Source organism: Flavobacterium sp. Root935 (genome assembly GCF_001429295.1).
GTDB lineage: Bacteria > Bacteroidota > Bacteroidia > Flavobacteriales > Flavobacteriaceae > Flavobacterium.
Window position 1 is genome coordinate 883,199 of record NZ_LMJL01000007.1, and the last position, 12,490, is coordinate 895,688.

The 12,490-nt window shown below is 31.7% G+C and carries 10 protein-coding genes; 3 read left to right on the forward strand and 7 right to left on the reverse strand.

What is annotated here, in order from left to right; genetic code table 11:
- Positions 1 to 51 precede the first annotated feature (51 nt).
- The gene (locus ASE40_RS05340) at positions 52 to 711 is read left to right on the forward strand and encodes a hypothetical protein (protein ID WP_057115895.1); all 660 of its coding nucleotides are present in this window, start codon (positions 52 to 54) and stop codon (positions 709 to 711) included.
- 78 nt (positions 712 to 789) lie between these two features.
- Here ASE40_RS05340 and ASE40_RS05345 read toward each other — a convergent pair whose 3' ends face one another.
- A complete protein-coding gene (locus ASE40_RS05345) occupies positions 790 to 1,104 on the reverse strand; it encodes an HPF/RaiA family ribosome-associated protein (RefSeq protein WP_057115896.1) in 315 nt (104 codons plus the stop codon).
- Between the two features lie 330 nt (positions 1,105 to 1,434).
- Here ASE40_RS05345 and ASE40_RS05350 point away from each other — a divergent pair, with 330 nt between their 5' ends.
- Positions 1,435 to 1,668, forward strand: a complete 234-nt coding sequence (locus ASE40_RS05350) for a hypothetical protein (RefSeq protein WP_057115897.1) — start codon at positions 1,435 to 1,437, stop codon at positions 1,666 to 1,668.
- 64 nt (positions 1,669 to 1,732) lie between these two features.
- Here the strand turns inward: ASE40_RS05350 and ASE40_RS05355 are convergent, their stop codons facing one another.
- The 4 genes from ASE40_RS05355 to ASE40_RS05370 form a co-directional block, all read right to left on the reverse strand.
- Positions 1,733 to 2,860 carry a response regulator gene (locus ASE40_RS05355; RefSeq protein WP_057115898.1) on the reverse strand — a complete coding sequence of 376 codons (1,128 nt, stop codon included), beginning with the start codon at positions 2,858 to 2,860 and terminating at the stop codon, positions 1,733 to 1,735.
- Positions 2,857 to 4,977: an ATP-binding protein gene (locus ASE40_RS05360; protein ID WP_057115899.1), complete on the reverse strand. Its 2,121-nt coding sequence runs from the start codon at positions 4,975 to 4,977 to the stop codon at positions 2,857 to 2,859. Before ASE40_RS05360 ends, ASE40_RS05355 begins: the two co-directional genes overlap by 4 nt.
- On the reverse strand, positions 4,974 to 6,209 hold the full coding sequence (locus tag ASE40_RS05365; RefSeq protein ID WP_241774323.1) for a DNA cytosine methyltransferase: 1,236 nt from the start codon (positions 6,207 to 6,209) through the stop codon (positions 4,974 to 4,976). Before ASE40_RS05365 ends, ASE40_RS05360 begins: the two co-directional genes overlap by 4 nt.
- A 204-nt stretch (positions 6,210 to 6,413) precedes the next feature.
- Entirely contained in the window at positions 6,414 to 8,885 is a 2,472-nt protein-coding gene (locus ASE40_RS05370; RefSeq protein ID WP_057115900.1) for an AsmA-like C-terminal region-containing protein, read from the reverse strand.
- 243 nt (positions 8,886 to 9,128) lie between these two features.
- On the opposite strand from ASE40_RS05370, the gene trxA reads away from it, so the two are divergent.
- Complete coding sequence (gene trxA / locus ASE40_RS05375; protein WP_012023423.1) at positions 9,129 to 9,446, forward strand: thioredoxin; 318 nt, start codon at positions 9,129 to 9,131, stop codon at positions 9,444 to 9,446.
- Between the two features lie 92 nt (positions 9,447 to 9,538).
- Here trxA and ASE40_RS05380 read toward each other — a convergent pair whose 3' ends face one another.
- Together ASE40_RS05380 and ASE40_RS05385 are read right to left on the reverse strand one after the other, a co-directional pair.
- Positions 9,539 to 11,629, reverse strand: coding sequence for an ATP-binding protein (locus ASE40_RS05380; protein WP_057115901.1), 2,091 nt, complete (start codon positions 11,627 to 11,629; stop codon positions 9,539 to 9,541).
- Positions 11,626 to 12,333, reverse strand: coding sequence for a LytR/AlgR family response regulator transcription factor (locus tag ASE40_RS05385; RefSeq protein WP_057115902.1), 708 nt, complete (start codon positions 12,331 to 12,333; stop codon positions 11,626 to 11,628). Before ASE40_RS05385 ends, ASE40_RS05380 begins: the two co-directional genes overlap by 4 nt.
- Positions 12,334 to 12,490: the final 157 nt, after the last annotated feature.

Below are 12,490 nucleotides of genomic sequence, written 5' to 3' on the forward strand. Positions count from 1 at the left end.
CGTAATCACGAAAAAACGATTATATTTGAGAGATTTTTAAATACCGCCCCAATGAATCCAAAAATACTTATAAGTTCACTCGCTATAACTTCTCTATTATTTGTTTCTTGTAAAAAAGAATTAGAGCCTCAAGAAAGTACAGCAACCTCTGAATTGGTAAGGTTAGGACTTGCAAAAGATACTACAAAAGCTGCAGCACCGGTTGTACAAACTCCAGCTGCAAACCCTAATACAGTTTTGAGCGATACAAAAGGACTGAACCCAGCACACGGACAGCCAGGACACCGCTGTGATATTGCTGTTGGAGCACCTTTAAATTCTGCGCCAACACAACAAGTACAAGCGACTCAAGGACAAACTGTTCAAGTAAATCCCAATCAACAAAAGGTAGTTACAACTACAGCAACGCCAGTTAAAGTTGCCAAAGGAATGAATCCGCCGCACGGACAGCCAGGACATAGATGTGATATTCCAGTTGGAGCGCCGTTAAATTCACCTGCAGCAAAAACTACTGCAGCAACTCCAAATACAGCACAAAGCGGATCGGTTTCTCAAAGTTTTACTGTAACGCCTCCGCCATCAAATGCAGTTCCAGCATTGTTAAGTACAGAAAGTACCGATAACGCAGTAGCAGACGGACTAAATCCAGCACACGGAAAACCTGGACATCGCTGCGATATTGCAGTTGGAGCTCCGCTGCCAAAGTCATAAATCAGTAATCGAATTGATATAAAACAGAAAGGACGTTTCAAATGAAACGTCCTTTTTTTATAGAAATAAGCGCAACTATTAATGTGCTTTTATTTTTTCGAAAGTTGTAGTCAACGATTTTTTGATTTTTGCCAAAGCGCCGCTGAATGCTTTTTCCAGTGTATCAGCGTGTTCTGTAACAGTGATTGGCTGTAATTTTACAGGACGAACTTCGATTACGCATTTTTTGTCTTGCAGACTGAATTTTTCTCCATTTTCATCTCCAAAATGAACTTCTATTCGGGTAATTTTATCCTCAAAACGAGCTAAACCTTTTTCTAATTCTGCAGAAAAGTAACTTTCTAATCTTGCATGTCCATCAATATTCTTGTCGGTGTTGATTTGTACTTTCATAACGGATTGTATTTAATGATTGTTTCTCAAATCTATCCATTTTAGAAGGAAAAGCCAAGTGAGTTAAGGAAATATTATGAATTTTCGGGAGATTTATTTTTCAATTTTGTAATTTAGATTGCAACTTAGAATCAATAAATTTTAATAAAGAAAAAACTTACAATTTATTTTTTGTTTTCGTATGTTTGTACTTCCTAAATGCAAAATATATGAATACAAAAAAAATTATTGCCCGTGTGGTATGGTGGCGGTATTGGAAACAATCGCAACGCTCTTTGCAGCGTAGGACACCTAATCTATGCGGGTTTTATATTTCCTAAATGCAAAATTATGAGTGCAAAAACCTTTTCAAAAGAAACAGAATTAAGGTTAACTGAATTCTTCAACAATTCTATTGATGCCAAAAGTATGGCAAAAAGCATTCGACAAGTAAATTATATTCTTGCCTTAAATGTAATGCACGAAACTGAATTTTTACAACAAGAAAATATCAGTCTGGATGAAAGCTTTTACTGGCTGAATAAATTGGCGGAGATTTTAGATCCTTATTTGGATGTTGAATAGAAATTAAAAAAGCCACTGGAAAGTGGCTTTTTGAGATAGTTTGAAGAATAGATTTATATTTTAGTTACAGTCTGTTAATGAGATAATCACTATCAATATCTGGAAAACCAATACGATTATAATATCGTATGAAAGTTGAGACCATTGATTCTGCAAAAGGTGCATCTAATTTAACCAATCTTGTATATTCATTTAAATTATTATAATCAACCATTATTTTTTTTTGAAAATCAATAATTCTATTTTCCAGAAAAGGAGTACCTGGTAGGAAAAAATATTTATCTTTTTCTCCCTGATTATTTTTTGTCCAGTTTTTTAATTTGCCTTGATAATTTTTTTCTCTTTCTAAATCTTTGGCACTTTTTTCTTGTAGGTCTTTTAATTTACTATACTGCTTGTAATCTTCTAAATCAGTCAATAGTGTCGATTTGGCAAGTAATAAAGTATCAGACTTTCTTTTTCCATTGGTACGAACAACTAAATCACAAGTTGGAGTGAGAATTACATAAACTTCGCCTTCTTTCTCAAGCAATTCACCAACTTCATATTCTTTGGCAGTATCTGTAGGATAAATATAAAATTCCATTGGATGGACTTTATCTATAGCAATATTATTACTTCCAATTATTTGCGATATTTTATCTTTTGAAAGAGAATTGCCTAGTTTTCTTAACATTAAGTAGCCTAGTGAGAAATCATTTTGTCCCTGAATGAAAATTTCTCTTTTTTCGTGAATTATGCCCCAAAAATAATTTTTGAATTCTTCTTCCAAATGGAGTGTAATATTTTCTTTAATAAAAGGAAGATTTGACAAAATTAATCTTGTAATCTCTTTTTTCAGCTGATCATACCCATCACTTTTTCTAACTACTCCTATAATTTCAGATCGTAAATCTTCAACAGAACCGGCATTTCCTGAAAAAAAGATCACTGGGATAAAAAGATTATCTTGAATTTTTGCAAGAACATCTATTCCTAATTTGTTTCCGTTATCTTCCGGTTTTCCTTGAAAGATGTCTAAAATAATGATATGATACTTTCTTTGAGATATTTGTTCAAAAGCATTTTCAAAACTATCTAATGTTTCTACTTTTAAAATATGATTTTCGATTATTTCATCATTTAGTATTGCTGATAAATCTTCTCTATTTTGCAATTCATCATCAACGCAGAGTATATTTATTTTTTTCATATTCTATATCTAAAAATTATTTTAAAAGTAGCTCCTTCTAAAGGTCCGTTGTCAACAAGCATGAAATCCCCATCATATTCAGAAATTAATTCTCCCACTATCGAAAGACCTAATCCTATACCATCTGGTTTTGTGCTATAATATGGATCGAAAATTAATTTTTCTGCTCCATTTTTGATTCCAGGTCCATTGTCGCTAAATATTATTGAGAGCTCATTGCTATCTTTTATAATTTCTACGTCAATTTTTCTTTCAGTATTTTTACTTTCAAGCCAGTAAATTGAATTTTGTATTAAATTCATTATTATAATCCCTAATTCACCCTCATCTATGGAAACTATATTATTAGTATCGGATATTTTATATGTAATGTTTAATCTTTCTAGATCAGAATGATTCAAAAGGAATTGACTTCGAATAATATCTTCAACAATAACATTTTTTGGTCTTCCTCTTTTCCTTCCCCCAAAAGGTTCAATTCTTCTGAAAAGTTGGGCAAATTCCTTTCTTATATCTTGAATGTTGGATGTTAATTTGAATATCTCTTCTGTAGTGTTTTCTGGTTTTTTTAGGGCTTTATTAATTAAATGAGTTTGGGCATCAATTTTTGCTAAATAATTACTTCCATCATGTAAAATAACATCAATCAATTGGCCTAAAGTAGTTAATCTTCTATATCTAGAAATAACCTCTTGAACTTTTTTTACCCCTTCTTGTATTTCTGCTTCTTTCTTTTCTACTGCAGTAATGACTTCATTATTAGTAGGTATTTTTTCTTGAATTAATGTACTTAAAGATTTTAATGAAAATCTATTAAATAAGTTTTCTTTGTGGATGGAAATGTTTTCACTTTCTCTTGGTCTTTCACGATATCTCCTGTCTTCAACTTCATTCAAAATTAATTTAATAAGTTCCTTTATATCCTCAAATGCTTGGCCTTCTACAATTCCTTCTCTATTACTCTGGTCTTTAAGTTCTGGGTTATCATCTAAACTTATTGATATATAGCCAACAATTTGATTGTTACTTAATCTCATAGTAGGATTATTGACTCTTCTTATGTCCAGACGCAACCAATCATCATTTTTATTGCCATATGGAAGAACTCGAATGTTGTCTCGATATATACTAATTCCAGATAAATCATCTAAGTCTTTTTTGACATTCTTAATGTTGGAATTAATTTCTTTTGAAAGTTTATTTAGATCGTCTCTGTTCCAAACTCTAAACTCGAAATTGAATTTTCCTGCAGTTGAATTTCGTAAAGGATTTTTAAGAGTAAAATCTTGATTAGAAAAAGACAGTGTTTCTTCTTTTCCTAGTACTTTACTATAATATTTTAGATCAGAAGGTCTTCCAATTTCGGAAATAGAACCTTTGATATAGTAATCAGGTCTGTTTAAAGTCTCAGGTCTTTCAATTAATCCACTTAAAGAGTTTAATTCACTAGGAGTATTAAGATTAATTAAAAAATCTTCTGAAGGGACAATTGGATTCAATAATCTTGATAGAGCGACCCTTAATTCTCTTATTTTTTCTTCATTCCAGTCAATATTAAGATTGGTTAATTTTAGAATCGTCCCACTATTTTCAATCTCTCTTGGAAGTCTAATTTCCCATTTAGTTTTAATTTTGTCAAGATAGTCTTCTTCATTAGAAAAATCATCCCAATTAAAATTTACAACAATTTCATTTTGGCCTTGTTTTTTTGAAATTAATTGAAGATTGGTTGCTAATTTAGCTGAAGCAAAACGCCCTATGCCCTTTTCACCAGTGAATTTTCGTTTAGAATTTTGATTAGTTTTTTTAAAGTTAGTAGCTGGTTCCATCCAAGCATCTCGAATAGTAGAAAAATCCATGCCTGTTCCTTGATCTAGAATAATTATAGCTGCGTTTTCCTTACATATAACTTTTTTTTGTTTTTTACCTTCTTCTATTGTTTTTACTTCACCAATAAATGAAATTTCAACTATTTCAGAATTAGCATCATAACTGTTTTTAACCAATTCTATGATTGCGACAATATCGTTACTTATTAATTCTTCGCCAATAGTTTTAATTATGCGAGCTTTTGGTTTAAAAACAAACTCACCTGATTCAATAGTCTCAGAACTCATAATAGTAAATCTTTAATTTTTTTAGCGATTGCATTCGCCATTAAAGGAGGAACTGCATTACCAATTTGTTTAAATGCTGCAGAACGTGAACCTTCAAAATAGAAATCATCAGGAAATGATTGTAATCTTGCTGCTTCACGAACAGAAATAGAACGGCATTGCTTTACATCAGGATGAATATAATAATGCCCGTCTTTCGCAATATGCGCTACAACCGTGTGAGAAATTCCCAATCCATCAATTACTTTATATCTATCTGTAAATGCTGTTTCGTTTTTATGTGTTTTTAATTCTTCTGGTAAATCTGGATAACGTAATCTTTCTTGTCCTTTATTCCATTTTTGAATAGCTGTTTTGTAAATAGCTAAATCTCTAGAATTATGTGGTCTTGAAATATGTTGTGTCACAAAATCGACTCCATTTCTCAATTCAAACTTTTCAAGATACTCATTTTTGATTTGAGTATAATTTACAGTTTTAAAGCCTTCTCCGGGTTTTAGTTTAGGCAAATCCTGAAAAGCATCGTTTACTTTATATTCATGAATTATTTTTTCGAATTCTGGAAATCCAAAGTCATTTTCTTTTCGCCATCCAACAATTATAATTCTTTTACGAGCTTGTAAAACACCAAAATCTGATGCGATTAAAGTATCATGATGTACTTCATAACCAAGTCTTCTAAAATATGCTTTTAGATTCTTGAAATGTTCTCCTTTGTTTGCGGTTAATAATCCAGGAACATTTTCAAAAACAAATGCTTTTGGTTTAAATTCTTTCAGGAATCTTCCGTATTGAATATATAATTTATTTCTTGGATCTTTTTCAATGTCTTCTTGATGTCTCCTTAGTAGAGAATAAGCTTGACAAGGAGGACCGCCAATTATCAAGTCAATTTTTTTTCCAGACTCTTTTATTTTATCAAATAGCCCAGAAATAGTCTCATCATTGATTTCAATATTTACTACTGAATTAAGAATTTCATCTGGAATTTCTTTATAAAAATTTTCCGCAGTGATTTCATTTTTAATATACTTATAGTATAAATCAAGATTGTTTTTTGACTTTAAATAATGATATGCTGCTCTAGTTTTGATAGTTAAACATGCTTCTGGATTCATTTCGATATGAGAAACAGGATTAAAACCTGCTTTGATAAATCCTTCAGACATACCAGATGCTCCGGCAAATAAATCAATAAAATTGAGATTATTCTCCATAATTAAATTATTCATAATATTATTTATTCGAAACGCTTTATTAGTATTTCGATATTATTATTGAAAGAATTTCTTACAAAAGTAAGAGTTGCAATAATATAAAACAAATATACTTTAATTAACTAATTACATTATTATGGGAACCCGTAATATATGAATTTTGTTTTGAACAAGGTTAATAATAAATAAAAAGAGAAAATAGAGTATAAATACGGGATTTTACTTATCCTTCTTCCCCCACTTAATCTTCATCTTTCCCTCATTATCATAAGCAATCAAATGAAGTACAATTCCGCGTTCGCGAACGGCTTTTCGTTCTTCTTTAGTAGAAAGACTGGCGTCGTTTTTGGAATTTCGAAGCGGAATCGTAAGCGCTAGATTTGTGCCTCGGCCAAAAGAGTAAATTCCGTCTATGTCAAAGTTTAAGACGCTCGAGCTTATGGTTAATTTATTAATGTCGATTTGCTCTCCGCGAAGATTAAGCGAACCCGATAAGTCGCTGAAAGTAATATTCTCAACATCACGTCGCGGAAAAGCAAACTTGCCAATTTTTACAATAGGATCAAAGTTGAGCAGCGCACCTTGATTGACATTAAAATCTAATTTCCCTTTCATGGAATTAACGATCAAATCGCCTTTGCTGTTCATTAAACCCACAACATTAGCATTGCTCGTTAGTCGGCCGCGAATATTTTTTGGACTAAAAGATTTGATTCCGAAGTTGTTGAAAGACCTTAAAAAACTCGCAATATCTACACGACTTACTTGAGCTGTCGAACTAAAAATATATTGGTTTCCACTTGGTTGAATGGCTCCATTAAAGGTAATACTGCCGCCAGAAGTCTGTAAAGTTCCATTTTTAAGAAGCAATTTAGAATTCAGCATTTGCAATGTTGCTTTTGTGTTGGTTGCGGTAAGCGAACCATAAGTAATTTTATCGGCTTTTAGATTAATCACCGCAGTACATTTCTCGATTACCGATTTTAGCTGATTCGTAAAATTGACATTTTTCTTTTTTACTTGTTTTTTCTGGGCCATTTTTTGAGACGGAGAATTTTTCAAAATGCCTAAAAATTGTTTAACATCAATATTCGGACAGTAAATATTCCAGTTTACGACCATTTTTTCTGGAGCATCGTAATACAGATTCAGAAAATTATCGATTCTTCCGTCAATGCGGATGATGTTGTTTTTATGTTTGTAAGCTATTTTCTTGATATAAAGCGCTTGTTCTGTAAACGATAACTGCACAGCCGTTTTTTCGGCATGAATATTTTTAGGAATATAATCAAATGTGGCATTATCGATATCTACTTCGCCCGTAAAACGCGGTTTGTTAATGTACAAATCGACAATATCAAATTGAAAATTTAAATTAGCTTTTGCATGTCCGCTTTCAAAATGCAGTATTTTTTCATTCGTCATTCCGTTGAGTTTTGAAATGTCAAAATCAGAATTTACGAATCCAGTTGCAATGGGTTTTTCCAGATTATTAATAACCGCCTGAGGAATCTGCAGTGGAATATTTTCATAATCGGCTTTAAAATGCGTTAAAATAATCGCCGAGTTCGGATCGCTAAAACCTTTTTCGGGTTTGAAATTATTCGTAAATATTCCTTTGAAACTGCAATTGGTAAACAAGCCATCGGGAATTGTAAGTTCATTATTTCTAATATCTGCCTGAACTACAATTTTCGGATCTCCTTCAACATTCAGATCTCCTTTAATATCGCAGTTTACTTCGATCGGTTTTTTTAAATCAAACTGATTGAGTTTGGAACTGATATTTCCCGACAATAAATTAGAAGCATTTTTCCATAAAATATTAGTTTCAATATTGATTCCGAAAAGCGAATTTTGTTTTCCGATATTAAAAAAAGCCACGATGTCAAAAGCATCAGAACCAATTTTAAGTTTCTGGGTTTTAATATCTATTTTTTGATGTTCTTCTGAATAGGAAATATCAAAATTTCCTTCGAGCATTTTTTCTTTGGCAAAACTTCCATGAACCGTATTAAAAGCAAGACTATTAATTTTTGTTTTTAAAAATAAATTAGTGTGCCAGTTTTCGTCATCGTAATCCACTTTTGATTCCAAGCTCGCGACATCAAAATCAAATAATTTATGTCCTAAATGATTATCAATAATGACATGAACATTGTTGAGGTTTACTTCATCAATCGTTGTTTCGGGTTTTTCTTTATTGGTTTCTGCTTTTTTCTTTTTCGGCTTAAAGATGTTTACGTTGGAATAACCATTTTCGGCTTTGTAAATATAAATTTGAGCATCGTTAATTAGAATTTTACGAATGTTGATTTCGTTGTGCAGTAAACTCCAAATATTTAAACGAGCTTCTATTTCGTTGGCTTTTAGTAAAGTATGTTTATGACTGTGCCATTGATTGTCTTTTATTTCTACTTCTTTTAAAGCCAAAGTAAAATTCGGAAAACCAGTTAAGAACTTATAATGAAAATCGGTAACGTGAAATTTTCCATTAATGTTTTCATTGATTTTATGATTGACTTTAGCAATAATTTCGGCTTTATTTTGGTTGAAATAAATAGACAAACAGCCACAGGCAATTAAAAGTATTGCGACTAACCCCAGAATAAAAAATCCAAACCGTTTGGCATATTTTTTAAAAGGATCAGACTGAAGAAATGTTTTTATTTGAAGTAAAATTTGCTGCATTTAGACTAAATCTTTTGGAGTATTAAAGATACTACAAAAAATATTAACATTTTATTAGTTTGGTTTTCAGTTTAATATGTCGTAAATTGAGATATCAAAAAACATTCTAGAGTTGATAATAAATGACAATACATTTATAATGAAAACTAATTTAGTAATCGTGTTTGATTTGTTTTAAATTTTTAAATTTGTACTGTAGTTTGAAAGTTAATCATTCAAACATAATTTTAATCTTAATATATTATGGCATTAGCAATAACAGATGCTACTTTTGATGAAGTAGTTTTGAAATCAGATAAACCAGTAATGGTAGATTTTTGGGCAGCATGGTGTGGTCCTTGTAGAATGGTTGGTCCAATCATTGACCAATTAAGCGATGAGTACGCTGGTAAAGTAGTTGTTGGTAAAGTAGATGTAGATGCTAACCAAGAATTTGCTGCAAAATATGGTGTGCGTAACATACCAACCGTTTTGGTTTTTCATAACGGTGAAGTAGTAGGAAAACAAGTAGGAGTTGCTCCTAAACAAACCTACGCAGATAGTTTAGACGCTTTATTGTAATCTTTAAAAGGTTACGATTGATATAAAAAAGGTTTGACGAAAGTCAGACCTTTTTTATTGGATTTTTTTGGCAGAATTTTTCAAAAATAAAACTATGTATCTATGTGTTTAAAAACAATAGTAAAAGTAGTTCCAGCATCTGGTTTAGAATTCACTTCTATTTTACAATGAATAGCCGTTGCTAAATCGCGAATTAAATGCAGACCCAAACCAGATTTGATTCCGATAACTTCAGATTCGTCGTATAGCGCTTTAAATTTTTCCTGCGTTCCACCCGGTCCATTATCAGTAATTGAAAGATAAGTTTTTTGATTTTCCTGACAGGCTTTCCAAATAATTTTTGCATTTGGAGTTTTGTCTAAAGCCTTAATGGCATTTCCAGTAAGATTTCGAATAATGGTTTTTAGATAATTTTCGTCTGTTTCTAAAATGATATTTTCTGGATTTTCAAATACCAGTTCAATATTTTCAATACTCGAAAAATGTTTTTTAGTTTCTTCAAATAAAACATTGATTTCGGTTTTTCTAAACTGAGGCTTAAAGTTTTCCATCTGTCCTTTGCTCCAAAGCAGAATATCTTCCATCGATGATAATAAATTTTCGGCGCCGGTTGTAATTTTATGCTGCATTCGAATTGCGGTTTCTTCGTCGATTAACTCGGGATTTTCTTTTTGAAGATGCAGAAAATGAATCAAGTTTGAAACCGGACTTCTCAAATCATGATTTAAAATACTAAAAAATCTCGCTTTGATTTTGTTCGCTTCATCCAATTCTTGGTTTAAAGCCTGAAGTTTTAAATTGGTTTTCTTTCTGTTTTGATTTTGTTTGAATAATAATAATCCGATAATACAAACCAAAGTAATTCCAGAAATTAAGAAAATGCGCTGTATTTTGGCATCTTCAATTTGAATATTTTTGATTGTATTCTCTGTAGAAAGATATTTGATTTTCTGCTGTTTGGTTTTGTTCTGGTAACGAGCTTCGGCATTTGCAATATTCTGTTTAGCAGACTGTGCCATCATTTCGTCATTGTTTTTGCTGTAGATTTCGTTATAAAAATAAGCTTCTTTCCATTGCCCCAGCGCAGCATAACTTTGAGATAATTTTTTATTAATCATAACAAAAGACTCTTTGTCATATTTCAAAGCCTTTTCAGATGCTTTTTTCAATACTTCAATGGCCTTTTTATGCTCTCCCTTTTCGTTTAAAACCTTTCCGAAATTGGTATTTGCTTCCATTATAATATCTGGATCATTCGATTTTTGAGCGTAGAAAACAGATTTTTTTGCAAAATCATAAGCTTGGTTTATTTTGCCTTCGTCTGCAAAATGCTCCGACATGCTTCGATTAGCAAAACTCAAATTGATAAAAAGAGAATCTTTTGCTGTTGGATAAGTATATACTAAATTGTAATATTTTCGGATGCTGTCTTTTTGCTTTAAAGCAACATAGCTGTGCAGGTAATAGTTGCATAAAAAAGCACTTACATACGGAGAGTTTTTTACATACGGTTTTGCCTCGTTAAAATATTCTATTGCTTTTTTAAACTGCTTCATTTTGGTATAAGCGCTCCCAATTTGAAGATACGATATACCTATGTTTTCAGTACTCGCTATGTCTCTTTTAAGCAGTTTTTTGTATGAAATCGCCTTTAATTGATAATCAATAAAAGTTTCATATTCTGAGTTATTCTGGTAGTATTCGGCGATACTCCCGTTTAAAACAGATTTGGTATAATCGCTTTTTGTAGTATCAACAACTTGTTTAATATATTTTATTAAAGATTTACCTTTTGCAGTATCCTGAACGGAATAATAAACATAATTAAGACGCATCAAAGCAGTGGTTTCGGTTTTTAGATGTCTGGCTTTGCGGGCGTACTTCCAGGCAATTTCATAATTTTCTAAAGCTTTCTGATATTGATTGTTGGTAAATTCATATCCGAGTCCTCTTTGAATATAAAACCGGCTTAAATAAGCATTATGATTTTTAGCGAGAGAAATTCCTTTTTCTGCCGCAGTTATGAGTTTAGGATAATCTTCTGCATCAAAGATTTTTCGAGTGTATGCAAGCCAGATTTTAAGTTTCTCATTTGTCGTGCTGTAACGTGCCAAATTAGGTTCCTGCTGTGCAAAAGCATTCCAACTTATAAATAAGAGCAGCAAGAACTTGAGATTTCTCATGCAATTAAATTTAAGTTTTCTTTGTAACTTCTTCCAATTGGTATTACGGCATTATTATTCAAGATAATTTCGGTTGAATTTATCTTTTGAACATATTGTTTCTGTACGGCATAACTTCTGTGAATACGCACAAAAGATTGAAAATGATCTTCTTTCAAAAGATTTCCAATACTCGAAAGTACACAATGTCTTTTTCGTTCTGTAACTACCAAAGTGTAATCTTTTAAAGCTTCGAGATACAAAATCTCATGCAGCTTAACTTTGGTCTGTTCGTGTCCTTCTTTTATATAAATGGTATCACCGCCAATGCTGGCTTCAAACAAAGAAGCTTTGAGTTTAATTTCCATAAACTCTTCAATACGATTTACAGTTTGTGTAAAACGATCAAGCTTTAAGGGTTTTACAATAAAATCAAGAGTTTCAATCTGGAAACTTTCTACGGCATGTTCAGGATGCGCCGTAATAAAAACACAAACTGGAATTTCGAGAGTTTGTTTTCTAAACTCAATTCCGTTTAAACCCGGCATATCAATATCCAAAAACAAGATGTCGATTTTCTCTTTCTCTAAAAAAGGAACAGCATCTTCAGCCGATTCAAAAACCCCTAAAATATCCAGAACAGGAAACTTCTTAGCATAAGAAACTGCTGTAAGTCTATCAATTTCGTCATCATCAACAATAATACAAGTGTATTTTTTCATCATTCAAACTTAATTTATGTTGTCTGTCTATTTAAAATGTTGTTCGTCTATTGGCTGTTTTTAGCTTGAACTCTTTGGTGCAAATTTGTCCTGTAATTAAATCACAAGGAAAAAAAAAGTTCCTGTCGATTGTTGCAAAAATAAAGCTATTGAATTAAAA

Coding starts and splice junctions, on each gene's coding strand:
- ASE40_RS05340 (WP_057115895.1), top strand. CDS start 52: ATGAATCCAAAAATACTTATAAGTTCACTCGCTATAACTTCTCTATTA.
- ASE40_RS05345 (WP_057115896.1), bottom strand. CDS start 1,104: ATGAAAGTACAAATCAACACCGACAAGAATATTGATGGACATGCAAGA.
- ASE40_RS05350 (WP_057115897.1), top strand. CDS start 1,435: ATGAGTGCAAAAACCTTTTCAAAAGAAACAGAATTAAGGTTAACTGAA.
- ASE40_RS05355 (WP_057115898.1), bottom strand. CDS start 2,860: ATGAAAAAAATAAATATACTCTGCGTTGATGATGAATTGCAAAATAGA.
- ASE40_RS05360 (WP_057115899.1), bottom strand. CDS start 4,977: ATGAGTTCTGAGACTATTGAATCAGGTGAGTTTGTTTTTAAACCAAAA.
- ASE40_RS05365 (WP_241774323.1), bottom strand. CDS start 6,209: ATGAATAATTTAATTATGGAGAATAATCTCAATTTTATTGATTTATTT.
- ASE40_RS05370 (WP_057115900.1), bottom strand. CDS start 8,885: ATGCAGCAAATTTTACTTCAAATAAAAACATTTCTTCAGTCTGATCCT.
- trxA (WP_012023423.1), top strand. CDS start 9,129: ATGGCATTAGCAATAACAGATGCTACTTTTGATGAAGTAGTTTTGAAA.
- ASE40_RS05380 (WP_057115901.1), bottom strand. CDS start 11,629: ATGAGAAATCTCAAGTTCTTGCTGCTCTTATTTATAAGTTGGAATGCT.
- ASE40_RS05385 (WP_057115902.1), bottom strand. CDS start 12,333: ATGATGAAAAAATACACTTGTATTATTGTTGATGATGACGAAATTGAT.